General features: G+C 63.1%; 26 protein-coding genes and 1 pseudogene. 25 read left to right on the top strand and 2 right to left on the bottom strand.

What is annotated here, in order from left to right; all coding sequences use genetic code 11:
* Window positions 1-233: 233 nt before the first annotated feature.
* The 9 genes from ABWL43_RS17585 (at window position 234) to ABWL43_RS17545 (ending at window position 8,063) form a co-directional block, all read left to right on the top strand.
* Window positions 234-392, top strand: a complete 159-nt coding sequence (locus ABWL43_RS17585) for a hypothetical protein (protein ID WP_404483318.1) — start codon at window positions 234-236, stop codon at window positions 390-392.
* Between the two features lie 68 nt (window positions 393-460).
* Window positions 461-1,336, top strand: a complete 876-nt coding sequence (locus ABWL43_RS17580; protein ID WP_145164068.1) for a Dyp-type peroxidase — start codon at window positions 461-463, stop codon at window positions 1,334-1,336.
* Between the two features lie 951 nt (window positions 1,337-2,287).
* Window positions 2,288-2,449: a hypothetical protein gene (locus ABWL43_RS17575; protein ID WP_016969018.1), complete on the top strand. Its 162-nt coding sequence runs from the start codon at window positions 2,288-2,290 to the stop codon at window positions 2,447-2,449.
* Between the two features lie 103 nt (window positions 2,450-2,552).
* Entirely contained in the window at window positions 2,553-3,437 is an 885-nt protein-coding gene (locus tag ABWL43_RS17570) for an FHA domain-containing protein (RefSeq protein WP_404483315.1), read from the top strand.
* 127 nt (window positions 3,438-3,564) lie between these two features.
* Entirely contained in the window at window positions 3,565-3,921 is a 357-nt protein-coding gene (locus ABWL43_RS17565) for a hypothetical protein (protein ID WP_404483313.1), read from the top strand.
* Window positions 3,921-4,256 carry a tetratricopeptide repeat protein gene (locus ABWL43_RS17560; protein ID WP_404483311.1) on the top strand — a complete coding sequence of 112 codons (336 nt, stop codon included), beginning with the start codon at window positions 3,921-3,923 and terminating at the stop codon, window positions 4,254-4,256. Before ABWL43_RS17565 ends, ABWL43_RS17560 begins: the two co-directional genes overlap by 1 nt.
* Window positions 4,253-6,391, top strand: coding sequence for a type III secretion system export apparatus subunit SctV (sctV, locus tag ABWL43_RS17555; RefSeq protein WP_404483309.1), 2,139 nt, complete (start codon window positions 4,253-4,255; stop codon window positions 6,389-6,391). The genes ABWL43_RS17560 and sctV overlap by 4 nt, the downstream gene beginning before the upstream one ends.
* Window positions 6,388-7,668, top strand: coding sequence for a type II and III secretion system protein family protein (locus ABWL43_RS17550; RefSeq protein WP_404483307.1), 1,281 nt, complete (start codon window positions 6,388-6,390; stop codon window positions 7,666-7,668). The genes sctV and ABWL43_RS17550 overlap by 4 nt, the downstream gene beginning before the upstream one ends.
* 14 nt (window positions 7,669-7,682) lie before the next feature.
* On the top strand, window positions 7,683-8,063 hold the full coding sequence (locus ABWL43_RS17545; protein WP_106578757.1) for a hypothetical protein: 381 nt from the start codon (window positions 7,683-7,685) through the stop codon (window positions 8,061-8,063).
* 284 nt (window positions 8,064-8,347) lie between these two features.
* Here the strand turns inward: ABWL43_RS17545 and ABWL43_RS17540 are convergent, their stop codons facing one another.
* A complete protein-coding gene (locus ABWL43_RS17540; protein WP_369303175.1) occupies window positions 8,348-9,112 on the bottom strand; it encodes a tetratricopeptide repeat protein in 765 nt (254 codons plus the stop codon).
* A 48-nt stretch (window positions 9,113-9,160) separates the two neighbouring features.
* Between ABWL43_RS17540 and ABWL43_RS17535 the strand changes: the two genes are divergently transcribed.
* The 14 genes from ABWL43_RS17535 to ABWL43_RS17470 all read left to right on the top strand — a co-directional run bounded on the left by ABWL43_RS17535 (window position 9,161) and on the right by ABWL43_RS17470 (window position 18,705).
* Window positions 9,161-9,724: a type III secretion protein gene (locus tag ABWL43_RS17535; protein ID WP_119739907.1), complete on the top strand. Its 564-nt coding sequence runs from the start codon at window positions 9,161-9,163 to the stop codon at window positions 9,722-9,724.
* Window positions 9,725-9,736: 12 nt separating this feature from the next.
* A complete protein-coding gene (locus tag ABWL43_RS17530) occupies window positions 9,737-9,970 on the top strand; it encodes a hypothetical protein (protein WP_404483304.1) in 234 nt (77 codons plus the stop codon).
* Between the two features lie 9 nt (window positions 9,971-9,979).
* Complete coding sequence (locus ABWL43_RS17525; protein ID WP_145164086.1) at window positions 9,980-10,414, top strand: hypothetical protein; 435 nt, start codon at window positions 9,980-9,982, stop codon at window positions 10,412-10,414.
* Window positions 10,415-10,418: 4 nt separating this feature from the next.
* The gene (sctJ, locus tag ABWL43_RS17520; RefSeq protein ID WP_106578752.1) at window positions 10,419-11,201 is read left to right on the top strand and encodes a type III secretion system inner membrane ring lipoprotein SctJ; all 783 of its coding nucleotides are present in this window, start codon (window positions 10,419-10,421) and stop codon (window positions 11,199-11,201) included.
* On the top strand, window positions 11,198-11,815 hold the full coding sequence (locus tag ABWL43_RS17515; protein ID WP_404483302.1) for a type III secretion protein: 618 nt from the start codon (window positions 11,198-11,200) through the stop codon (window positions 11,813-11,815). The genes sctJ and ABWL43_RS17515 overlap by 4 nt, the downstream gene beginning before the upstream one ends.
* A complete protein-coding gene (gene sctL / locus ABWL43_RS17510) occupies window positions 11,808-12,392 on the top strand; it encodes a type III secretion system stator protein SctL (RefSeq protein WP_242199432.1) in 585 nt (194 codons plus the stop codon). Before ABWL43_RS17515 ends, sctL begins: the two co-directional genes overlap by 8 nt.
* Window positions 12,389-13,711, top strand: a complete 1,323-nt coding sequence (locus ABWL43_RS17505; protein ID WP_404483300.1) for a FliI/YscN family ATPase — start codon at window positions 12,389-12,391, stop codon at window positions 13,709-13,711. The genes sctL and ABWL43_RS17505 overlap by 4 nt, the downstream gene beginning before the upstream one ends.
* Before the next feature lie 186 nt (window positions 13,712-13,897).
* Window positions 13,898-14,344 (top strand): hypothetical protein, encoded by a 447-nt coding sequence (locus ABWL43_RS17500; RefSeq protein ID WP_145164095.1) that lies wholly within the window; start codon window positions 13,898-13,900, stop codon window positions 14,342-14,344.
* Window positions 14,341-15,342 (top strand): type III secretion system cytoplasmic ring protein SctQ, encoded by a 1,002-nt coding sequence (sctQ, locus tag ABWL43_RS17495; RefSeq protein ID WP_404483298.1) that lies wholly within the window; start codon window positions 14,341-14,343, stop codon window positions 15,340-15,342. Before ABWL43_RS17500 ends, sctQ begins: the two co-directional genes overlap by 4 nt.
* Entirely contained in the window at window positions 15,339-15,992 is a 654-nt protein-coding gene (sctR, locus tag ABWL43_RS17490) for a type III secretion system export apparatus subunit SctR (RefSeq protein WP_017137580.1), read from the top strand. Before sctQ ends, sctR begins: the two co-directional genes overlap by 4 nt.
* Before the next feature lie 10 nt (window positions 15,993-16,002).
* The gene (sctS, locus tag ABWL43_RS17485) at window positions 16,003-16,272 is read left to right on the top strand and encodes a type III secretion system export apparatus subunit SctS (protein ID WP_003208314.1); all 270 of its coding nucleotides are present in this window, start codon (window positions 16,003-16,005) and stop codon (window positions 16,270-16,272) included.
* 6 nt (window positions 16,273-16,278) lie between these two features.
* A complete protein-coding gene (gene sctT, locus ABWL43_RS17480; RefSeq protein WP_404483295.1) occupies window positions 16,279-17,091 on the top strand; it encodes a type III secretion system export apparatus subunit SctT in 813 nt (270 codons plus the stop codon).
* A 3-nt stretch (window positions 17,092-17,094) separates the two neighbouring features.
* Window positions 17,095-18,141 carry an EscU/YscU/HrcU family type III secretion system export apparatus switch protein gene (locus ABWL43_RS17475; protein ID WP_262207680.1) on the top strand — a complete coding sequence of 349 codons (1,047 nt, stop codon included), beginning with the start codon at window positions 17,095-17,097 and terminating at the stop codon, window positions 18,139-18,141.
* A gap of 150 nt (window positions 18,142-18,291) precedes the next feature.
* Window positions 18,292-18,705 (top strand): ester cyclase, encoded by a 414-nt coding sequence (locus ABWL43_RS17470; protein ID WP_145164102.1) that lies wholly within the window; start codon window positions 18,292-18,294, stop codon window positions 18,703-18,705.
* Window positions 18,706-19,389: 684 nt separating this feature from the next.
* On the opposite strand, the gene ABWL43_RS17465 is transcribed toward ABWL43_RS17470, so the two are convergent.
* Window positions 19,390-22,206: an ATP-binding protein gene (locus tag ABWL43_RS17465; RefSeq protein ID WP_404483293.1), complete on the bottom strand. Its 2,817-nt coding sequence runs from the start codon at window positions 22,204-22,206 to the stop codon at window positions 19,390-19,392.
* A gap of 567 nt (window positions 22,207-22,773) precedes the next feature.
* Here ABWL43_RS17465 and ABWL43_RS17460 point away from each other — a divergent pair.
* Window positions 22,774-22,971 (top strand): annotated as a pseudogene (locus tag ABWL43_RS17460) (DUF2063 domain-containing protein); the annotation flags it as partial.
* A 241-nt stretch (window positions 22,972-23,212) separates the two neighbouring features.
* Entirely contained in the window at window positions 23,213-24,577 is a 1,365-nt protein-coding gene (locus ABWL43_RS17455; RefSeq protein WP_404483291.1) for an MFS transporter, read from the top strand.

Below are 24,577 nucleotides of genomic sequence, written 5' to 3'. Positions count from 1 at the left end.
ACCCCTGGAATAGTTGCAAAACATGACTAGAGAGTCACCCATCCGAGGGCTGCGTGGCAAGCGCCAGACGCATTACAGCAGCGTCCCTGCCAGCGCCACGCCCAGCGCTGAGCCGATTTGTCGCGCGGTGTTGAGGGTGCCGGCGGCGAATCCGGTCTCAGCGCGATTGCGCCTGTGTCGGCGATAGCGCTCAAACCTCAAAGTCGCGAGGCTCAGGCGCTGCGCTTTGGCCGGTGCTGCTACAACCATTTGGCCGGGCGTTGGGCGTGCAGTTGCTCAGCGCGATGTGCGAAGCCGGTTGGTTGCGCCGCTCGAAAGATTCCCGCGCGGTACGGGTTACGCCCAAGGGCTGGACGCAGCTGAAGGCGCAATTGGGTCTGGACCCCGCGTGATCTGGAAAAGCCTGAGCAAAAGCAGGCGTGCGGCGGTTAAACTACGCGGCTTTCTTGAAGGAGTTCACATGAGTCAGTACCAGCCGGGCATTCTTGCCGCACCGGTGCCTTTGCAGGCACGCCATCTGTTTTTTGCCGTGGATTGCCTGGCAGCCGTACCCACCGCATTGGACGCGCTGGTGCAGTTGACGGATTCGGCCGCGGTGGTGGGTTTGGGTGAGCCGCTGGTGACTGCACTGGGCGCAACCATTGACGGCTTGCGCGCGTTCCCTGTCGTCAGCGGCCCGGGCGCGCATAACCCCTCCACTCAGCAGGCGCTGTGGGTATGGCTGCATGGCGTGGATCGCGGTGAGCTGCTGTTGCGCAGTCGCAGTGTTGAAAAGGCCCTGGCGCCGGCCTTTCGCCTGGTGCAGATGACCGAAGGTTTCCGCTACAAGACCGGTTTCGATTTGACCGACTATGAAGACGGCACTGAAAACCCCCACGACGACGCCGCGGTCGAAGCCGCGATGACCGACAGCGGCGCCAGCTTTGCCGCGATCCAGCAGTGGCAGCACGACCTCGACGGTTTTGCCGCGTTGCCTGCGCAAGAGCGCGACCACATCATCGGCCGCCGCCATGGCGATAACGAAGAGCTGGACGACGCACCCGAATCCGCGCACACCAAACGTACTGCGCAGGAAAGTTTCACCCCGGAAGCCTTCGTGGTGCGCCGCTCGATGCCTTGGGCCGAGAACGGTCAGGCGGGGTTGATGTTTCTTGCGTTTGGGCATTCCTTTGATGCGTTTGAAGCGCAGCTGCGGCGTATGAGCGGGCTGGAAGACGGGATAGTGGATGGGCTGTATCGCATCAGTAAACCGTTGACGGGCGGGTACTACTGGTGCCCGCCGCTGAAGGACGGGCACCTGGACCTGAGCGCGATCAGCTGTACGCCGCAAACCTAAAACTGTAGGCGCGGGCTCGTCGTGGCAAGCAGGCCTGTTGCAGCGAGCGGGCCCGTTGTGGCGAGCGGGCTTGCTTGTGGCGAGCGGGCTTGCCCCGCGTTGGGCTGCGCAGCGGCCCCAAAACCGGCTACGCGGTTTGCCTGAAAGAATGCGGTGTTTGTAGGAGGGGCCGCTTCGCGCCCCAACGCGGGGCAAGCCCGCTCGCCACAACGAAGCCGCTTGCCACACTAACGCTGGTGCGGCACCTGTCGGTCAGCTGTTGTGCATACCCAACGCGGTTTCGAATTTTTTCTGCGAGCCGTCTGTGCCCGGGGTTTCAACAGGGTCACGACTACTTGGGATCGCTGGCATAAATGTTCACCTGGAAGTTCTTTCATATATCAGGGCCTGCGCACTAATGATTTCGGTTATTAGTGCAACTGTACTAATTCGGCGCAGGCAATTAGTTGCTCGCGGGGATTAAGGCCACTCGCGCCGAGCTATCAAACGCGATGATCAAGTCGCTTTTGTTACAAATGGAAGTATCCGCAAAGTTGGGCAAAAGGCTATTAGCGAAAAATGTGAAGTGGTCGCGAAAATAGCGGTGAGAACGTCCCTAATCGAACACTCAACCACGGGTTGAAAGTTCGCAAACTGTTCAATTGATGCCGTCAGAGGCCCGTAAACACTGGGTCTTTTGCGTGTATGGATTTTTTTAAAAAAGTTCAACGGCCTCAGCTGCATGAGTTTTTCTCACTGCCAGGTTGAGCCAAACCTTTCACACCCTGTAAGCGAAACGTTTCACAAGCTTTCACAGCGAAGGCGTTTTGATCGTGAGTAGTATGGGGCCCATGCAAACCAACGACGGTTCGAAGGCTCACTGTCTGACGTTTTGGGCATTCACCGGTTTGCATACTTTCAGCTTGCTGTTGCGCAACTGAATAACTTCCCTATCGATGCAAGGAGATGAACATGGCTGATGTCCCACCAGTAAAAGCCGGCGGCGCCGACGACGCTATCGCGAAGATGGAAGCGACCTTCAACATGGCTATCGAGAAGTCGGCCAAGATCACTGAAATCAGTACCGCGAAAAAAGCGGAACTCGACGCCACCAAACAGCGTCCGCAGAACTGATTCGCCAAAACGGGCGGCGCCGGCGCTGCCCGTTTACCTGCTGAGTGTTTTCACCTTCTGATTGTTGACCCCGTTGCACATGCTCAAGGGGGCAAACCCGAACATGACAGCCTTGATTTCCTTGGGTCCGGTCGCTGGTATTGGCGCACCGACCCTGACTGTGACCAGCGGTTTGCATCAGGGCAGTTCCCTGGTGCTCGACCAGCCTGTCTACACCCTCGGCGCGGACCTCGCGGCCGACCTGGTACTCAGCGATCCCGGCATCGCCGGCCTGCACCTGCGCCTGCGGTTCGAGGGCGGCCAGGTGGCAGTCGAAGCGTTGGGCGGCGATGTGGTGCTTGGCAAAAATGTCCGTATTCCCCACGGCAGCGGCCATCGCGCGCGACTGCCGTTGCAGCTGCGTATCGGCGCGGCAGGTGTCAGCCTGGCCTCGCCTGAGGGGGTGGAAAAACCTTCGGACGCCACACGCACATTTACGCCCTGGATTGTCGCGATCGTCCTGCTGTTTTTATGTGCGGGGGCGCTGGCGGTGCGCAACGACACGCCGCTCACCCAGGCCGCGGTCGCGGCGCAGGTGCCTGCGCTGAAAAAACCATCGCGTGAACACGCCAAAACCTGGCTGGAGCAGCAACTCCAGGCTGCCCACCTGGATGCAATAAAGGTCACTGACGCCAACGGCCAGCTCAGTGCCGTCGGCAGCTTCGAACAGTCGCAAAAACCTCAATGGCTGGCCCTGCAACAAGCCTTCGATGAGCGTTACGGCCAACAGATCGTCCTCAACCCTCGCGTCAGCGTACGCGCCGACGCCGCAGGCCCGCGTGTGCGCTTCCAGGCCGTGTGGTTCGGCACCAACCCCTACGTGATCAACGACAGCGGCAAACGCCTGTACCCCGGCGCGGCCCTGGCGGACAACTGGGTGCTGGAGCGCATCGAGAACAACCAAGTGATCCTCGCCCGTGGCGAAGAGCGCTTCACCTTCACCTTATGAGTGGCCCCATGGAACGCACCCAACCCACCCGTGGGAGCTGGCTTGCCCGCGAAAGCTATCTGTCAGGCGCTAGAGATCTTGGGGCAGAGTACCTATTCAGCCATGAACGCTGTTCGCAGGCCCCCGCATGAAAGTCGAACTCCGCCCGCTCATCCCCAGCGACGCACGCAGCGCCCCCGTCGAAGCCGTTCGCCCGGTCAACTCGCGCCAGGCCACTGCGTTCGAAGCAGTGCTCAACACCCGCAAGACCCAAACCCGCCGCTCGCTGCGCAGTGACCTCGAAGCACTCACCAGCGCCGCGGGCGTTGACTCCTTGCTGTTCGGCAGCGCCCGCTCCCTGGAGCTGCTGGAACACGTGATGGAACACATCCTGCCGTCCCTCGATGCCGAGACGGACATCAAGGCGCTGGCCCATGACCTGATCAGCGAAGAGATCGAGATGCGCCGCACCCTCGAACAGCAACGCTCGGAGGTACATGCCTGATGGCCCGCGATAACGACGACGCCGTGCAATTGCTCAAAGGCATTGGCGAGCTGTACCGGCGCAACGGCCAGTCCCAGCGCGCGCTGGTGATGCTGCTGATCGCCGTCAGCGTCGCGCCACAAGACGGCGTGTTGCTGCGCTCGCTGGTGCTCGCGTTCACCGACAGCGGCGACGCCGGCCGTGCCCTGGGCGCCCTCGATCGTCTGGTGGCGCTGGAAGGCGAGTCCGCCAGCCTGTTGCTGCTGCGCGCCCGCGCGCTGTGGTACGGCGAGCGCAAAGACGAAGCGCGCCAGTGCTTTAAACGCTACCTGGCTGCGCGCAGGGCCGGCGCATGAGTGCCCTCAACCGCCTGAACAACCTGGCGCGCATGGCGGCGCAGCGCACCGACGTGATCATCGTCGCATTCATGCTGATGGCGATTGTGATGATGATCATCCCGCTGCCCACCTACCTGGTGGACATGCTGATCGGCCTCAACATTGCCCTGAGCATCCTGATCCTGATCGTTGCGTTCTACATCGGCCATTCCGTGGAATTCTCCGCGCTGCCGCCGCTGATTCTGCTCAGCACCCTGTTTCGCTTGTCCTTGTCGATCACCACCACCCGCTTGATCCTGCTGCACGGCGACGCCGGCCATATCGTCAAGGCCTTCGGTGACTTTGTGATCGCCGGCCAGGTCGTGGTCGGCATGGTGGTGTTTTTGATCATCACCGTGGCGCAGTTCGTGGTGATCACCAAAGGCGCCGAACGCGTAGCGGAAGTGGCCGCGCGCTTCACCCTGGACGCGATGCCCGGCAAGCAGATGAGCATCGACAACGACCTGCGCAATGGCGACATCGACCAGGCCGAAGCGCGTCGTCGGCGTTCGCGCCTGGAGCGCGAAAGCCAGATGTTCGGCGCGATGGACGGCGCGATGAAATTCGTCAAAGGCGACGCCATCGCCGGCCTGGTGATTCTGGCGGTCAACCTGCTCGGCGGCATGCTGATCGGCATGATCGAACGCGACATGCCGTTTGGTGTGGCGGTGCACACCTACTCGCTGCTGACCGTGGGTGACGGCCTGATCGCACAGATCCCGGCGCTGCTGATTTCGGTGGCGGCGGGCACGGTGGTCACGCGGGTCAACAGCGACGGTGAAGCCGGCGACCTGGGCAGCGAGATCATCAAGCAGCTGGGCGCCAGCTACCGGGCACTGGGCCTGACGGCATTGATCATGATCGGTGTGGGCCTGTTGCCCGGTTTTCCGACCTGGGTATTCCTCGGCTTGTCCGCAGCCTTTGGCGGCGCAGCGTTCGTGATGTACCGTCGGCACACCCGCCAGCCCCAGGGCGAGCTGGAAGCCTTGGCCGAAACCCCGGAGCCGGTGGTCGAGGCGCAGGCCGAACTGGATGACAACCTGCTGCCCGATACTCGCGTGCTGCTCACCCTGGGCAGCGGCGTGTCCCAGAGCGCGCCGCGCCAGTTGCTGCGCCAGCGTGTCGAAGCGCTGTGTCACGACATCCGTACTGACCTGGGCGTGGATGTGCCGGTGCCGGGCATCTACATGGAGGCCAAGGCCACGCCGGGCAGTTTCCGCGTGTCGCTGGAAGGCGTGCCGGTAAGCGAAGGCGAACTGCCGATCAATTGTTTGCTTGTGCAGGACGACCCGGTGCATGTGCAACTGCTGGACATCGCCACCGTGCAAGCCGACTCGCCGCTCAACGGCCGTAATGCCCACTGGGTCGAGCGCCAGCATGAAGAGACCCTGCGCAACGCCGGCATCGGTTTCCTGCTGCCCGCCGAAGTCTTGCGCGGCGTGCTGGAACGCAGCCTGCGCCGCTATGCCGCCGACTTCCTCGGCATCCAGGAAACCCGCCTGCTGCTCGAACGCACCGAAGCCACGTACGGCGAACTGGTCAAGGAAGCCTTGCGCCTGGTCCCCTTGCAGCGCGTTGCCGAGACCTTGCGCCTGTTGGTCGGCGAAGGCGTGTCGATCCGCAATCAGCGCGCCTTGCTCGAAGCCATGGTGGAGTGGGGCGCCCGCGAGACCGATGCCGGGCGGCTGGCCGAACATTTGCGCGCGGCATTGGCGCGCCAGATCAGCCATCAGTACGCCGACCGTAACCGGGTAATCGGTGCACTGGTGCTGGCGCCGGGCCTGGAAGACCAGTTGCGCGCGTCCCTGCGTCGCCAGGAACCGCAGCGCGAATTGATCCCCGAAGACGTCAGCCGCGCCTTGCTCGCGCAACTGCGCCAGGCCTGTGAAAACACCCGCGAGGTCAACAGCGCGGTATTGCTGGTGCACCCGGAGCTGCGGCGCAGCCTGCGCCGTCTGGTGCTGCGCGGTGAACTGGAGCTGGCGGTGCTGTCGTTCCGCGAGCTGGCCACCGAGTACAACCTGCAAGCGCTGGTGACCATCAGCCTCACCGATATTTCCAACCGCCGCGCGCCTGCCGCGGCTTCCGTCACCTCCCTGGCGTCTGCCTCATGATGCGTTTTTGTATGTTGTTGCTGGCTCTGGTCGCCACTGCAAGTCAGGCTCAGGACATTGCCAACGGGGCCTCAGGTTCGATCAACCTGGCGTCCGGTGAAGGGCGCATTCTGCATTTTGTGGCGCCGGTGGATTCGGTACTGGTCGCCGAGCCGAACGTGGCCGACCTGCAGGTGGTGTCGCCGGGCACGATTTATATTTTCGGCAAGGCGCCAGGCACTACCAGCCTGATTGCCCTAGGCAATGACGGCAAACAACTGGCCAGCCTGACCTTGTCGGTCAGCAGCGGTACGGCCGCGGTGACCACGCCGATGCAGGCCTTGCACCCCGGCAATGGCGCGCAGATCAGCGGCGCCGGCAACCGCCTGATTGCCAAGGGCACCGTCGGTTCGGTGGCCGAAGCGACGGACCTTAACGCGCTGCTCAACCCGCAGGGCCAGGGCTTCCAGAGCGCAATCAACACCACCGAATACGCAGGCGCGGCCCAGGTGAACCTGCGCGTACGGTTTGCCGAAGTCTCGCGCTCCGAATTGCTGCACTACGGCGTGAACTGGAACGCGATGTTCAGCAACGGCACCTTCTCCTTCGGCCTGATCACTGGCGGCGGCCTGGCAGCGGCAACGGCCGGTGGCCTGGCAACGGCAGGCACCGGCTCGGGCAATGTGAACATCGACGGCATGCTCGACGCGCTGCAGGCCAACGGCATTTTGCAGATATTGGCCGAGCCGAATATCACCGCCATGACCGGCCAGACCGCCAGCTTCCTCGCCGGTGGCGAAGTGGCGATCCCGGTGCCGGTCAACCGTGACCTGGTGGGCATCGAATACAAGTCGTTCGGCGTGTCGCTGCTGTTCAACCCGACGCTGTTGCCCAACGGTCGCATCGCCCTGCAAGTACGCCCGGAAGTCAGCAGCGTGGTCAGTGGCGGCACCGTGGATTTTGGCAACTTCCATGTGCCGTCCTTCAGCGTGCGCCGCGCCGACACGCGGGTGGAAGTCGGCAGCGGGCAGACCTTTGCGATTGCCGGCCTGTTTCAACGTGAAAGCAGCCAGGACATCGAGAAGCTGCCGCTGCTTGGCGACTTGCCGATCCTGGGCAACCTGTTTCGCTCCAAGCGTTTCCAGCGCAATGAAACCGAACTGGTGATCCTGATTACCCCGTACCTGGTCGAGCCGGTGCGCAGTCGCACGCTCGCCACGCCGCTGGACGCACAACCGGCGACCGCCGCAGCCAGCGGCCCGCGCAGCGGCGGCGCGTTCGGTTTTTACATGAATTGATGAGGGGGCCTGCGATGACTGCTTTGCGTGTGTTGATGCTCTTGCCCCTGGCGCTGATGGGCTGCCAGACCCACTTGGCGCCGGTGTACTACGCGCCGGAGTTTCGCGCGGATGGCTTGCCGAGCCAGTGCCAGCAGCCAGCGGCCAAGGACGCAATCGGGCTGGACGAAGACTTCAAACCGACGCTGCCGCTGGGCTGCGCGAACAATTTGAATTTGATGCAGATGGTCGAGCGCAGACAGGACCTGACCCAAGGCCGCACCACCGGCCCGGCGATGGCCGCCCCCGTTGGCCGCGCCGCGCAGGTCTACATCGAAGGCTTCGACCGCGAGCAGCTGCAACGCCGCAAGGACCAACAAGAAGCCAAAGCCGGCGCCACCGGAGGCCAACAATGACTGTTGAGGGCCACGTTTCCTGTGTTCTGACGAAGTCCTGTGGCGAGCGCGCTTCCTCTGGCAAGCGGACTTCCTGTGGCGAGCGGGCTTGCCCCGCGTTGGGCTGCGAAGCAGCCCCAAAACCAGGCCCTGAGTGCTATCTGAAAGAACGCGGCGAGACTGCAAGGGGCCGCTTCGCAGCCCAACGCGGGGCAAGCCCGCTCGCCACAACAAGCCCACTTGCCACAGCAACCCCGTTCACCTCAACCAGCCCGTTCACCACAACACCCTTAATCACCACGGGATCAACGCGGGTCCACCAACCCCAATTCCTTGGCCTGCGCCACCGGATCACTGATCGCCTTGATCCGCTTGGCCTCCACCACCAATCGCGCACGTTCTGCGGCAGGGATGTCGTCAAGGGGAAGGCTGGCCACCCGCTGCTCATACCCGGCCAACACCATCACCAACAGCTCGTTGCGCTGATGCCGTGGCAATGCGCGCGGCGATTGGGTGACGGGCGCAATGGTATCCAGCGCCTGCTGCGGCTGCCCGCCCAGCGCATAAGCCAGGGCCAGGTTGCACCGGCTGTCGAGGTCGTCGGGCTGCAGGCTCAGGCTTTTGGCGAAGGCGGTTTGTGCGGCACTGGCCTGACCATTCAGTACGTGGGCAATGCCCAGGCGGGTGTAGGCCACCGGCAAGTGATTGATCTCGGCAGCCTGCTCCAACGCCGTGACGGCGCGTTGGGTCTTGCCCAATTGCAGCTGCGCAGTGCCAAGGCCGAGCAGGGCGTCGGCGTTGTGGGCATCAAACCCCAGCGCCTGCTGGAAGGCGCGTTCGGCGCCCAGCGCGTCCTTTGCGTCGAGCCGGGCCTGGCCGAGCTTGAGCCACAGCTCAATGCCGGCACCCGGTTGCTGGGTGGCGCGCTCGTACAACGCAGCCGCGCTGCTGTAGTCGCCGCGCTTGCTCAGGTCGTTGGCCAGTTGCAGGGATTTGTCGGTATCGGTCGCAGGTTTGCTGGAGCAGGCAGCCAGCAGCAAGGTGCTGGCGAGCAGAAATTTGTGGGTCATCGTCACAACTCGTCGGGCGAAGGCGCAGGCCATGTAAGCATATTTTTGATGGCGCTCCTATGCCTGTTCGGTGCGGGTTTTGCCAACGCGGCCGAGGAGCCCGCGTGGTTCTCGCAGCCCTACGCCTACGTGCTGGTCGATCAGGACGTTCGCAGCGCGTTGGAAGAATTCGGTCACAACCTCGACGTGCCGCTGGTGCTTTCCGACAAGGTGCGCGGCAAGGCGCGCAGCACCATCCGCGCGGCCACCGCCGGTGAGTTCCTGCAGACCTTGTGCAGCACCAACGGCCTGACCTGGTACTTCGACGGCAACCTGTTGTACCTCAATGCCAGCGATGAAATCAGCACCAAGCTGTTCAAGGCCAGCGCCCTGAACCTGGACCAGTTGCAGGCCTACCTGAACACCCTCGACGTGTTCGGCCAGCAACTCTCCATGCGCAACGGCCCCGAGGGCGATGAAGTGTTTGTTTCCGGCCCGCCGCCGTACCTGGCGCTGGTGCAACAGCATGTCGACCACCTGCAACCCACGGTCGTGGCCGCCCCGGTGGCGCGCGAGCGCGGGGTGCGGGTGTTCCGTGGCGCGCAAGTCAGTACCGAAACCCCAACCCAGTAAAGGAGCAGCACCATGTCCGTAACGGCCGTAGACAGCAACCTCGCCCCCGGTGGCGCCAGCCCTGAAGCCAAGTTCAACGCCGCGGTGGATAACGCCAAGGCCGCCGAAAAACCGTCGGAGACCAGCGACGCCGAATTCAACGACGCGTTGATCACCCAGGCCGTCACCATCGGCGGTCAGTTCATCATCATGCCGAAGATGCAGGAACTGCTGAACGACGCCATGTCCGATGACGACGAAGAGTAGGGAGCCCCTATGACTATCAGTCTCGCCGCCGGCGCCACGGCCTTGCCGCCGTCCGCCGGTGCGGGGCCCGCCGGGGCCTCGCAGAACCTGTTCGAGCACATGGCCAATACCGCCAAGGGCATGCCCGAAGGCGCCAGCCCGCACCAGATCGGCTCGGGCCTGATGGAGCGCATGAACAGTTTCATCGACCGTACGCGCGCGTTTTCCGAACGCGCCGACGTGCTCACCAATAACCCGTCGGCGCCGCCGCCGGCCTCGGTGGACATCCGCACGGCAAGTGCTTCGCCGCAGGGCGAGCCGGGCAAAAAAGTCGGCGAGCAACAGGTCGACCAGATCGTGCACTCCCTGGGCAAGATGTTCGATTACTCCATCGAAACCCAGATGGTGGTGCGCGGTGCGACGCAGATTTCCGGGTCCGCCAACACGTTGCTCAAGGGTCAATAACGCCATGCCAAGCCCAAACCGCGCGCTGCGCCTGCTGCTGATCGGCCTGCTCGCCAGCCTCTTGCAGGCGTGCAACACCGACCTCTATACCAACCTCAGCGAGCGCGATGCCAACGCCATGGTCGCGGTGCTGCTGCGCGGTGGCATCCCGGCAGAGCGCAAGACCCAGGACAACGGCCAGCTCAAAGTGGTGGTGGACGAGGAGCGCTTTGCCGAGGCCATGACGCTGCTCGACAACGCCGGCCTGCCGCAACAGAGCTTTTCCAACATGGGCGAGGTGTTCAAGGGCAATGGCCTGGTGTCGTCGCCGGTGCAGGAACGCGCGCAGATGATCTATGCGCTGAGCGAAGAACTGTCGCACTCGGTGTCGCAGATCGACGGCATCGTCGCCGCCCGCGTGCACGTGGTGTTGCCCGACAACGACTTGCTCAAGCGCGTGATCTCACCGTCGTCGGCCTCGGTGCTGGTGCGCTACGACCCGGGCACCGACATCAATACGCTGATCCCGCAGATCAAGACCCTGGTCGCCAACGGCATTTCCGGCCTGAGCTACGACGGCGTCTCGGTGACGGCGATCAAGGCCGCCGTCGCCATCAGCCAGAACCCGGCGCAACCGCGGTTGGCGCGCTTCATGGGGCTGTGGTTGCTGGAAGACAACCTGGCGCAGGCACGCGTGATGTTTGGCGGCTTGCTGCTGATTGCCCTCGGCGCGCTTGGGGTATTGGCTCGCCAACACTGGGCGCGGCGTCAGTCCCAGGCGATGTACGTGCTCAAGGAGGGTGAATGAGCCTGGTTGAGCGCTGGCAGGGGCTGCTCGCCGAGCCGCTGCAGTTTGTGCGCGGGCCGAGCCTGGGCGCCTGTTTCGCCGATGAGTTGCCCGATGAAGTGCTGCAGGCCCTGCAAGGCCAGCCGCGTTTTCGTCAGCGTCTGGAGCAGTTGCTGGTCAACCATTATCAGTTGGCGCCGATTGCGCACCTGGTGACGCCGTCCGCCGCCGACCTGGCGGTGTTGCTGTTGTCACCTGCGCAGTTTTCACGCCTGCCACGGTTGTGCGGTGCCATCTGGCATGCCTCGACCCTGAGCCGCGAGATCCGCCGTGAGGTGGTCAACGAACTGCGCGAGGGACTCGGTGCCGAGGTGTTCAGCCAGGCGTTGGCGCAGCGCCAACTTGGCGGCGCCGCAGACCTGCTGCGCGAGCCATCGGAGCTGATTGAGGCCATCGACCGCGACGGCCAAGGCTGTGTTGCCGCCTGGCTGCACGCCCAGCACGCCGATTTGCAGGGCTGGCTGCGCCTGCGCTTCACCTTCCCACAGGGGCACAGCGCACGCTTGCCCCGCGACCTGGAAATCGTTCAAGCCGCTGCTGCGAGCCTTGCGGCCGAGGACAACGCCCATGAGTGAATTACCGAGCCGGCCCACTGCGCGCATCCTGCGTGCTGAAGAAGCAGCGCTGTGGACCGATGGGTTTGCCTTTCTGCAAGCCGCGAAGGAACAGGCCGAACAGATCAAGGCCGACAGCGACCAGTGGCTGCACGCCGCCCGCGCCGAGGGTTTTGAAAGCGCGCGCCAGGCAGGCGCCGAACAAGTCGCGCAGTTGCTGGTGCAGACCCAATCCCAGGTGCAGCACTACTTGAGCAGCCTGGAAGCGTCGCTGGCCGACCTGGCCCTGGGTATTGTGCGCGAGGTGTTGGGTGAGCTGGACAACGCCGACCGCGTCGTGCGTTGCACCCGCCAGGCCCTGAGTGCATTTCGCCAGGACCAGGCACTGACCCTGTGGGTGCCGCCGACCGACGTCGAGGCCTTGCGCCAACGCCTCAAGCACGAAGGCCTGGCGATTGCCGTGGACGCCGATGAGCAGCTGAGCGCCGGTCAGGCGCGCCTCAACAGCCCAGCCGGGTCCGTCGAACTGGGCCTGGAAGCGCAGTTGCAAACCCTGCGCCGCAGCCTGCTGCCCTTTGCCGAAGAAGGTGTGGCATGAACCTGCAACAGCTGCTGCCACGCCTGACTGAACGGTTGGCGCAGGCCCGCCCACGGCCGATGCACGGCACCGTGTTGAGCATTCGCGGTGTATTGCTGCGCGCCAGTGTGGCCGGTGCGAGCATCGGTGAACTGTGTCAACTGCGCGACCCCGGCAGTGGCCGCAGCTTGAGCGCCGAGGTGATCGGCTTTGATGGCGACGAGGCGATTCTGTCGCCGATCGGCTCCATGGAAGGCCTGTCGACCCGCACGCAAATCACGGCGACCGGCGAAACCCTGGGCGTTGCCGTGGGCGATGCGCAACTGGGCCGGGTGATCAGCCCCATGGGCGATTTTCTCGACGGCGATGGCGTCCCGCCGACCCTGGCCTTGCAGCGTTACCCCCTGCATGCCGAGCCGCCCGCACCGTTTTCGCGGCAACTGATCGTGCGTTCGATGGCGCTGGGTATTCGCTCCATCGACGGCCTGCTGACCCTGGCCCAGGGCCAACGCATGGGCATTTTTGGTGAGCCGGGCGTGGGCAAGTCGTCGTTGCTCGCCAGCATCATCCGCAACAGCGAAGCCGATGTGATTGTGATCGGCCTGATCGGCGAGCGAGGCAGGGAAGTGCGCGAACTGCTCGACGTGCAACTCGACGCCCAGGCCCGCGCGCGCACCGTGGCAGTGGTTGCGACTTCGGATCGTCCGGCGGCCGAGCGCGTGCGTGCGGCGTTTGTCGCCACCACGCTGGCCGAGTACCACCGCGACCAGGGCCGCAATGTATTGCTGCTGATGGACAGCCTGACGCGCTTTGCCCGCGCCCAGCGCGAAATCGGCCTGGCCGTGGGCGAACCGCCCACCCGTCGCGGTTATCCGCCGTCGTTTTTCTCGGCCTTGCCGCGCCTGCTCGAACGCGCCGGCCCCGGCCCCACCGGCAGCATCACCGCGCTGTACACCGTGTTGACGGAAGGGGATGCGGCCAGTGACCCGGTGGCCGAAGAAGCCCGTTCAATCCTCGACGGGCATATCGCCCTCAGCGCGGAATTGGCCCAGCGCAACTACTTCCCGGCGGTGGACGTGTTACGCAGCCGCAGCCGCTTGATGGAGCAGGTCGCCGGTGAAGAACACAAACGCCTGGCCATGCGCATACGTGAGCTGATGGCGCGCTACGGCGAAATCGAAATGCTCATCCGCGTCGGCGAGTACTCCGCCGGCAGCGACCCGCTGGCCGACGAAGCCATCAACCGCCATGCGGCCATCGAAGCGTTCCTGCGCCAGAACGCCGACGAGCCGAGCAGCCTGGACCAGACCCTGATCCGCATGCGCCAGGTGTTGGCATGAGATCAATGAACAACAGTGAACTTCAGACCCATGCAAAACCCTGTGGGAGCTGGCTTGCCTGCGATAGCGGTATATCAGCAACACAAGGGCAAGCTGACCCACCGCCATCGCAGGCAAGCCAGCTCCCACCTTTGATTTTCATGGATTTACAGATTGCTGTGCTGGCATCAGAAAGGAGCAACCCCAATGAAAACCGACCAACTGCGCACCCTGCAAACCCTGCGGGTGCTGCGTGAACAACGCGCCGCCAACCAACTGGCCGCCCAACAGCAACGCTGCGCGCAGACCCACGACGTGTTGACCGACGCCAAGGAGCAACTGCGCCTGCACCGTGAAGCGATTGCGGAGGAAGCCCGTCAGGTTTATGCAGCCTTGACTGAGGGCCTGTCGGTGGCCAGCTGGCAGGCGGCTCAGGAGCGTTTGCGCGGCCTGTCGGATGACCAGCAGTTGCTCGAGAACGACGTACGCCACGTGTCCACCACCCTGCAAAGCCAGGAGCGCGAGCGTGACCTGTTTCGCCAGGAACGCCTGAGCCGTCAACGCCAGTCCGAAGCCTGGCAAAGCCTGCTGCAAGGGCGTGAAAGTGATGAACGCCGTGTCGGTGAGTTGCGCGAAGAAGGCACCGGCACATGATCACCGCCCTTGCCGGCCCATTGGCACCCTGGCTGACGCAGTACGACCCGGCGCTGTTGGCGCTGCATAACCAGTTGCACCGTCGCCGTCGCGCCTGGCAGGGCCGATGCGCCGGGCAAGCGTTGCGCGTGAGCTGGGCCGCCCAAGTACAAGGCCTGGGCAATTCGCGCGATGTGTTTTTGCTGCTGGGTCGCGCCCCGGTGCGCCTGCGTCTGTCGTCGGCCGCGCTGGAGCAAGTACTGGTGCCGCTGGCGTTGCAGTTCGATGCGCAATTGCTGCCATCGTTGCCACGCTCGTTGCTGCTGGAACTGGCGGTGCTCGACCTGATCGAGACCCTGGAACCGGTGCTCGGCCACCCGGTGCAGTTAGTCGAGGCCACTGACGATCAGCGCGCGTATGCCGTGCACCTGGCGCTCGAATTGACCTTTGGCAACCAGCCGGCCATGAGCGCGCAACTGGACCTGAGCGAAGGCGCTGCCGTGCTGGTGGCGCAGCTGCTGGCGCAATACGGCCAGATCGAACCCGACCCGCTGCCCGCCCTGCGCCAGACCCTGGCGGTGGTGGCCGGGCGGCAGTGGCTGACCCTGGGCGAATTGCGCAGCCTGCGGCCCGGCGATGTGCTGATGCTGGAGCAGGGCTCGGGCTTGTTGCTCGACCTGGACGGGCGCTTGCAGGCCCGCTGCCAATACCAGGGTGACGAATTGCGGTTGCAGGAAGAACTACAAGCACCCCCTTTGCACATGGAGAACACAATGACTGATGTTGATGCCGCTGCGGCCCTGGATGACTTGCCGCTCAAACTGGTGTGCCAGGTCGGTAGCCTGGAACTGACCCTGGCGCAATTGCGAGAACTGGGTGCGGGCAGCCTGTTGCAGCTCAACACGCCGGGCGTGGATAGCGTTGACCTGATGGTCAACGGGCGTCGGGTCGGCCAGGGCCAACTGGTAAAAATCGGTGACGGCCTGGGCGTGCGCTTGCTGAGTTTTGCCACCCCATGACCGGTTATCAGCCGAACCTGATCGAGATCATCCTGGTCGTTGCGACGATCGGGCTGATCCCGTTGGCAGTGGTCACGCTCACCGGGTTCATGAAGATTTCGGTGGTGCTGTTCCTGATCCGCAACGCCCTTGGGGTGCAGCAGACGCCGCCTAACCTGGTGCTGTACGGCATCGCGCTGATTCTGTCGGTGTACGTGACCACGCCGTTGATTGGCGACATGTACCGCCAGGTCGAGGGGCGCGACCTCAATATCGAGCATGTCGAGCAACTCAAGGACTTGGGCGATGCGCTGCGCCCGCCGCTGCAGGCGCATTTGAAGCGTTTTGCGAATGAGTCCGAGCGCGGTTTTTTTGTGCAGGCCACCGAGACCATCTGGTCACCGGAAGCCCGCGCCGACCTGCGCGACGATGACCTGGTGGTGCTGATTCCGGCGTTTGTCAGCTCAGAGCTGACCCGCGCCTTCGAGATCGGCTTTCTGCTCTACATCCCGTTCCTGGTGGTGGACTTGCTGGTGTCCAACGTGCTGATGGCGATGGGCATGTCGATGGTCTCGCCGAACCTGATTTCGATCCCGCTGAAGATCTTTTTATTCGTGTCACTGAGTGGCTGGTCGCGCTTGATGCACGGTTTGATTCTGAGTTACGGCTGAGGCACGACCCATGGGCCAGGACGTTTTCCTGTCATTGATGAAACAGGCACTGATGACCGTGCTGATGCTCTCGGCACCGGCGCTGGGCGTGGCGATTATCGTGGGCTTGAGCGTGGGACTGTTCCAGGCGCTGACGCAGATTCAGGACCAGACCTTGCCGCAGGTGGTAAAGCTGGTGGCGGTGCTGTTGACCATCGTGTTTCTCGGCCCGGTACTCGCAGGCCAAGTCGCGGAGCTGGGCAGCCAGGTGCTGGATAACTTCCCGCTGTGGACGCGCTGACCGCCCATGGATGCCAGCCTTACCGCGCAGTTTCTGGAGGTTGCCTACCCGGTGATCAGCGCCGCCTCGCTGGCCGCCTGCCGCGCCATGGGGGTGGTGGTGATCACCCCGGCGTTCAACCGCCTGGGCCTGACCGGCATGATTCGCGGCTGTGTGGCGGTGGCCATTTCGATCCCGATGTTCTTTCCGGTGTTCGACGCGCTGACCCGAATGCCCGAGCACGGCAGCGTGTTCATCGCCGGGTTGCTGATCAAGGAGTTCCTGATCGGCATCCTCATCGGCCTGTTGTTCGGCATTCCGTTCTGGGCCGCGGAAGTGGCGGGCGAGTTGATCGACCTGCAACGCGGCTCGACCATGGCGCAGCTGGTGGACCCGTTGTCATCCGGTGAATCCAGAGTGATGGCGACCTTGCTCACGGTGATGTTGATCACGCTGTTCTTCATGTCCGGCGGCTTTATCCTGATGGTCGACGGCTATTACCACAGCTACCAGTTATGGCCGGTGACTTCATTCACGCCGGTGTTTGCCAGCTCGGCGTTGCTGGCGGTGCTGTCGATTCTCGACCAGATCATGCGCGTCGGCGTGCTGATGGTTTCGCCCTTGCTGATCTCGTTGCTGATCACCGACCTGATGCTTGCCTACCTGTCGCGGATGGCGCCGAACCTGCATATGTTCGACTTGTCGCTGCCGGTGAAAAACCTGTTTTTCTCGATCCTGATGGTGATCTACATCGGCTTTCTGATTCCGTTGATGCTCGACCAATTGGCGGAATTTCGCGGCACTGTCGAATTGCTCAAGACCCTGGCCGGTATGGAGTAGCCGATGGCCGATACCAGCGAAGAAAAATCCCAGCCGGCCACGGACAAGAAGCTCAAAGACGCACGCCAGAAAGGCCAGGTCGCCAAGAGCCAGGACCTGGTGTCGGGCATGGTCATCCTGTTTTGCACGCTGTGCATCTCGATCCTGGCGCCGCGTGCCAAGGCCCAGGTCACGGCGCTGATCGACCTCACCGCGCAAATCTACATCGAGCCCTTCGCCACGGTATGGCCGCGGGTGCTCGACCATGCCGAGCAACTGGTCATCGGTATTACCTTGCCGGTGATGGCGGTGACCACCGGCGTGGTGATCCTGACCAATATCATCACCATGCGCGGCTTTGTGTTCTCGGTGGACCCGATCAAGCCCGAGTTCAAACGCATCAACCCGGCCGAGGGTTTGAAGAAAATTTTTGCCTTGCGCAACCTGGTGGAGTTCATCAAGGGGCTGATCAAGGTGCATGTGCTGGCGATCGCGTTTTATGTGATCGGCAAGCATGCATTGCAGGCGCTGATGGAGTCGTCACGCTGTGGCGCGGAGTGCATGGAATCGACGTTTTTCCTAGTGCTCAAGCCGCTGGTGTTCACCGTGTTGTGCGCGTTCATCCTGGTCGGTGCGGTGGACGTGATCATGCAGCGCTGGCTGTTCGGTCGCGACATGAAAATGACCCGCAGCGAAACCAAGCGCGAACGCAAGGACATCGACGGCGACCCGCTGATCAAGAGCGAGCGGCGGCGCCAGCGCAATGAAATGCAGGCGTTGGCGACCAAGCTGGGGCTGGGCAGGGCGTCGATGATGATCGGCACCACCGATGGTTGGGTGATTGGCGTGCGTTATGTGCGCGGTGAGACGCCAGTGCCGGTGATCGTGTGCCGGGCCTCACCGGAGGAGGCGTTGCTGATGTTGCAGGAGGCTTACGACCTGGGTATTCCGCACGCGCCGGACAAGAACCTGGCGGCTGAGATCGCGCGCAAGACTGTGCCCGGTGATCCGGTGCCGGATGCTTCGTTCCAGGCGGTAGCGGATTGGCTGGTCGCGGCGCGGTTGATTTAATCGTCGCGCGGACTACGCTTGTCTGGCGCTTTGGTACGGAGGGAGTATCTGCTCAGCAGGAGCTGAAGGTGTATCTGTCACGGGCGATGGACGCAGGCGTCAACCAATTGGGTGGCACTGCACTGTTCCAACTTTCCCAGGAGATTCACCATGACAGATCAACACCGTGCATTGATCCAGGAGTGGGCCGACAGCTGGTCTACCGCCGACAAAGAGCGGTTTCTCGCGATCTTTTCCGAGGCGACCGTCTATGAAGACAAGGCCGCAGGGCAAATCATGCGAGGGCGCCCGGCGCTGGGCGACTTTTTCGACCTGATCAGAAAGGCATTGCCCGATTTCGAGGTTATCCGCGACTTGATCAGCCTTGGCGAGCGCGGCGGGACGATCCAGTGGCATATGACGGGCACCCATGAGGGCGAGCTGTTCGGCTATCAGGCGACTCACCGCAAGATCAATGTCGACGGCACCTGCGTGATCAGGATCGAGGCCAACAAGATTGTCGAATGCACCGATTACTACGACATGAAAACGCTGTACCGCCAGTTGGGTTTCGACACCAACTGAATGCACCCTGCGAATGGGCCTCCATCCGATGGGGGCCTCATCCGACATGCCTCAGGGCTTGTCTACATCGTGATACTCACCGCCATACCCGTCGCCCACGCGCCAGATGATGTCGTGGTTGACGGGGCCTGTCAGATCAAAATCAAAAGCAAAGCACTGAGTGGTAGAAACAAAAGCGGATCAAAAGCACAGCAACACATTTCTATCTGAAGCACAGAGATCCAAATGTGGGAGCGGGCTTGCTCGCGAATGCGGTGGTTCAGTCAGCGCATGTGTCACTGGCACACCGCCTTCGCGAGCAAGCCCGCTCCCACAAGTTGACCGAGTTCAGCCTTCACCACTGCACTGCTTTTGCTCTTCTGTGGGAGCTGGCTTGCCTGCGATGCAGACAACTCGGTCTGTCAGGTACACCGGGTTGATGCCATCGCAGGCAAGCCAGCTCCCACATTGAATTGGGTTTAGCTTCAAGGATCAGGTCGGCTGTCAGGCCGCCGTGCTTTGCTTTTGATTTTGATCTTAGGCGCCCCGTTAAACCACGCTGCAAAGCCTGCGTGAGGGCACACCGAGCCTAGGCGAGGTGCCGAGTGGTGGGGCAAGAGCCCTTTGGTTACTTTGGGCTTTCCAAAGTGACCCGCCGTAAGGGCGCAACCCAAAGCGGCCATCACCCAAATACCGGCTATGCCCTCAGCGATGCTGAAACCTGGGCAGAGAAGCAATGCGTGACTTGGGCTCCTGCAACCGCGCCAGGTCCGTGGCAATCTGCGCCCGCCAGAAGTGCGCACCGGCCAGCTGTGCATCCACCCACGCCTGGCGCAGCAGCACCGTGGCCTTGTCCACCGACCCGTAGTTGCCTTGGCGCAGTGTCAGTTGGGCCTTGATCCGCAGCATCTGCGGCACAAACCAGCGCTCATGGCGGCCGATAGCCAATTGCAGCGTCTCCTCCAACACCTCCAGCGCGAGTTTTTCCAGGCCCAGGCGCGCCAACCCCAAAGCGTATTCACAACGAAACAGGCTGTAGAGCTGACCATCGCCCTGGCCCTGCAGGTGCTGCAGGGCTTGGCCTAGTTGCGGCACGCCTTCTTCCGGCGAGCCCTGGCGGATCAGCAGGATGCTCTCGAAACACAGGCGAAATTGCCGCCAGATATGCAAGTCCTGGCGGGTGGTGCTGTCTTGCAGCAGGCCCAGGTAATAACGCATTTTCGGCAGGTTGGACGCCAGCAGCGCCAGAGGGATCGCCCCCAGGCACAGGGTGTACCAGAGGGTCGCCGGGTGATCGAGTGACACAGCTTCATCGACGCAGGTGCCGATCAGCCGCAGGGCCGGGTCGACGTCGCCTTCCATCAGTTGCACTTTCGCCTTGAGGCAGCGTGCGGCGATGCGCTGATCAAACAGCGCGTCGATGATGTGCGAGCGCGGGGCCGACGGTGAACCCAGGGCTTCGTCGATATTTTGTCGGGCGCCCGCCAGGTCGCCCATGTGAAACAGCACCACCGCCCGCATGCGTTTGCCCAGCAGTTGCTGGTTCCCGCTGTTGTTCAACGCAATGTAGCGCTCGGCCAACTCCAGCGCTTCGGCGTACTGGTTACACGCGCAACGGTCACCCCAGAGCCCCCACAGCGCGCGAAGTTTGTGCTCGGCATCGCCGAGTTCGCGGCCGTCCTCGCGCACCTGGCGCCACGCTTCCCGCAACGGGCCGCCCGTGCCGTCGGTGAGCATCAGCGCGCTGGCCAGCGCGGTGTTCAGCAGCATGCGTTGGCGCGCCGGCAACGGGGTGCTGGCGTCGCTGGCCAGGCCCAGGTCAACCCAGCTGCGGCATTCACTGACCAGCGACAGGCGCAGCCATAACGGTACGCCGCCCAACGTCAGTTCAATCCCCAATGGCAGGTTGCCGGTCGTTGAGTAGGCCCAGTCGAGTGCCGAGCGCACCGTGTTGATCTCGGGGCCATACAGCGCGACCCAGGTTTGCGGTGACAGGCCATCCAGGGTCTGCCCGGCTTCCTGCAACACCCCAAGGGCATAGCGCGCATGGCGTTCGGCGGTGGCGTTGGTTTCGCCCTGTTCGGCGAGCTTTTCCAGGGCATAGGCGCGGGTGGTCTCCAGCAGGCGATAACGTTTGAGCAACTGCGATTCGCCGGCGAGCAGCAGTGACTTGTCCATCAGGCTTTCGAGCAAGGGCAGAGCATTGCGCGGGCCGAGGGCGCTGCTGGCAGTCATGGCCTTGACGGCATCAAGGGTGAAGGAGCCGGTGAAGACCGCCAGTTGGCGCAGCATCGCCTGCTCGTCGCCGCTGAGCATCGAATAGGTCCAGTCCAGGGTCGCGCTCAGTGAGCGATGGCGGGCGAGGGCGGTGCGCCGGCCGGTCATTTGCAGGCGGAAGCTGCCGTCCAGCAGGCCGACCAGGTCCTGGATGCCAAAGGTGCGTACCCGCGCGGCCGCTATTTCGATGGCCAGCGCGTTGCTGTCGAGCTTGCGGCAGATGGCGCTGACGGCCGCCACGTCGGCGTCGTTGAAAACAAAGTCGGGGTCGAGGGCGCGCACGCGCTCCACAAACAGGCGCACGCCGGACCATTTCAGGGCTTCGACGGCGCTGAGTGTCCTGTGTTCGTCGGGCACTTGCAGCGGCGCCAGGTCGTGCACGCGCTCGCCCTCGGCGCGCAGCGGCTCGCGGCTGGTGGTCAGCACGTAGCATTGAGGGGCACTGCGCAAGAGGGTTTCCACGGCATCGGCGGTGGCCGGCAACACGTGTTCGCAGTTGTCCAGTACCAGCAACAGGCGGCGGTCGGCCAGGGTGGCGGCGATGCTGCGCAATGGCTCGTCGCTGACGGTCTGGATGCCCAGGGCGCTGGCGAGCATGCCGGTGACCCATTGCCCGCTGGTGGCCGGCGCCAGGTCGACGAAGCAGGTGTCCAGCTTGAGTTCGTTGGCTAATTGATGGGCCACGGCCATGGCGACGGTGGTTTTGCCGATGCCGCCAGGGCCGGTGATGGTCAAGAACCGCTGGGTCAGCACCTGGTCGGCAAGGCTGTCGACCAACTCATCGCGGCCAATCACCTCGCAGGACGGCGGCGCGACAGAGGGCTCATGGACGCGCGCGTGGGGCACCGGCAGATGGTCTTCACCGGCCGCCTGCACGGTCACCGGCGCCACGAAGCGATAGCCGCGGCCCGGCACCGTGACGATATAGCTGAAGTTGCCATCGTCGCCCAAGGCTCGGCGCAGCGCGACGATCTGCGCGCGCAGGTTGCATTCCTCCACCACCACCTTGGGCCAGGCGAACGAGATCAGCTCGGCTTTCTCCAGCAGTTCGCCGGCGCGGGTGGCCAGGGCAATCAGCAAACACAGGGCGCGGCTGCCCAAGGTGACGGGCTCACCGTTTCGCAGCAATACGTGCTGGCGTGCGAGTAACAGGAAGGGGCCAAAACCAAGGGCGCTTTCGGCGCACGCCGGGGCCAGGGGTTCTGCGTCCATGAAGGACACTGCGTGGTTCTTGCTCGAGCTCATCAATTCGTCCTTTTTATAGTCAGGCTTGTTATTGGCGATCAGGCCATTCGCCCTTTTGGGTACAGATGTGCAGCAGCAGTCTTGGAAAGTTGATGTCGATCAAAAAGTCGAAAAGGTCGCCCTCCTTTGGGGCGTTGTCGTTTTTATTGGCGTGCCACGGATTGTGTTTCAGTTGATGAGACTGTCTCAAAGCTGAAACATTTTATTACCAGAAACAGGGATAAAGCAGAATGTATGCCAGTTGGCATGTAACAAAGATGACAACAACCGCATGAAATTTATGGTGATTTTTAGGGTCATCGAGGTCACCTGAAGGGCTTCGTTCGGAAAGGCGAATATTTCTAATTGTGTCGTTCGGGATGCCGAATAATTTGGCGTCTATCTGGCGGTTAATTATTCACTGTGTATCGCTGTGTATCCGCGCACCACCTTGATACACCGGCATGACGTTCTGTCGTGTTTGCGACACAGAGCGGATACACGCCTGGCGTTAACGCTGTTCACCAGCCGGCGCTGGCGGTCAGGCACCGCGACGTTGAAGACGGTGTTCCCGCATAACCCCGACGTGTATGGCGGCGCCAGTTCACCTCGCGCTTGCGGCAGGTGCAGGCGTTGGAGCTTGACGCTTTGCTGCATGTGCAGGGCGACGGCCGTTGTGCCCGGTTGTGTGAATTTTTGGTGGCGCGCCTGGGCGAGGAAGCAGGCGTGGTCCAGGCCGGTTGGTTGGGCGGTGAGTTGATAGTGGGGGCTGTGGCGAGTGAATAACCTGTGGCGAGCGGGCTTGCCCCGCGTTGGGCTGCGAAGCGGCCCCAAAGGCTGCCGACCGGGTTTGTCAGGTACACCGCGGCGACTGGAGGGGGAGCGCTTCGCACTCCAACGCGGGGCAAGCCCGCTCGCCACGAGGCGGTGGTAAACATGAAAACTCTGACAGCCAGGCAATTGGCCACTGAAAAAATCCGCATCTGCCCGTACTCTAGGGGCCTTTGTTACCAGCGCCGGATTGTTCATGTCTTCTGTTGCCGATGGGTTGCCCTTCAATAAACGCCTGCCGGCCGTGATCGCCCTTTCTTTGGGGATCGGCATGGCGACCCTCGACACGGCCATCGTCAACACCGCGCTGCCCACATTGGCCGAAGGCATCGGCACCGACTCGGCCTCGGTGATCTGGGTGGTCAACGCCTACCAACTGGCGATTATCGCCACGGTGCTGCCATTCGCTTCGTTGAGTGATGTGTGGGGGCACCGTCGGGTATACCTCGGTGGGTTGCTGTTGTTTATTGTCTCGTCGCTGTTGTGCGGGCTGGCCGGGTCGTTACTGACCCTGACGGCCGCGCGTGTGGCGCAAGGCCTGGGCGCGGCAGCGGTCATGAGCGTGAATACCGCGTTGCTGCGGCATATCTACCCGGCAAAAATGCTCGGGCGCGGCCTTGGCTATAACTCGCTGGTGGTGGGGCTGGCGTTCACCCTCGGGCCGACTGCCGCGTCGGCGATTCTGTCGGTGGCCAGCTGGCACTGGCTGTACCTGATCAACGTGCCGTTGGGCCTTTTGGCCCTGGGGCTGGGCCTGCGGTCATTGCCGACACTGCCCATGACCGGTCACGCGTTCGACCGCCTCGCCGCGCTGCTGTGTGCCGGGTTGTTCGCCTTGCTGGTGCTTGGCCTGGGCACGGCGGTGCACGGCGTTCAGGGCGCATTGACCCTGGGCCTGATCGCCGTGGCGCTGGTCTGCGGTGCGTTACTGTTACGCCGCCAGGCCGGACACCCGGCGCCGATGCTGGCCCTGGATCTGTTCAAGCGCCCGGTGTTTGCGCTGTCTTCCCTTACGGCGATCTGTGCGTTCAGCGCCCAGGGCCTGGCATTTGTGTCATTGCCGTTTCTGTTGCAGACGGTGCTTGGTCATAGCCAGGTGGAAACCGGTTTTCTGATGACGCCGTGGCCGGCCGTTGTTGCGGTCATGGCCCTGGTCGCAGGGCGCCTGGCAGACCGTGTGTCGCTGGGCGTGTTGTGCGGCATCGGCCTGTTGCTGCTCAGTGCGGGGATGGCGGCGCTGGCCACCCTGGGCAGCGGCGCGTCGGCCTTTGATATCGGCTGGCGCATGGCGCTGTGCGGCGCCGGGTTTGGCTTTTTTCAATCGCCCAACCTCAAGGCGATCATGACCAGCGCACCCTTGGCCCGCAGCGGCGGGGCCAGCGGCATCGTGGCGATCTCGCGGCTGCTGGGGCAAACGCTGGGGGCGTCATTGGTGGCGTTGTGTTTTCACCTGTCCCTGGGCAGTGGCCCGCAATACGCGCTGTGGTTGGGGTGCGTGTTTGCGTTGGTGGGCAGTGTGGCCAGCGGTTTGCGTTTGTTGCCCTATGGGAAAAAGGCGTGA

Source organism: Pseudomonas sp. HT11, from assembly GCF_044875395.1.
Lineage (GTDB): Bacteria > Pseudomonadota > Gammaproteobacteria > Pseudomonadales > Pseudomonadaceae > Aquipseudomonas.
The sequence above is the reverse complement of the archived record's forward strand: the minus strand, read 5'-3'. Positions and strand labels throughout refer to the sequence as shown.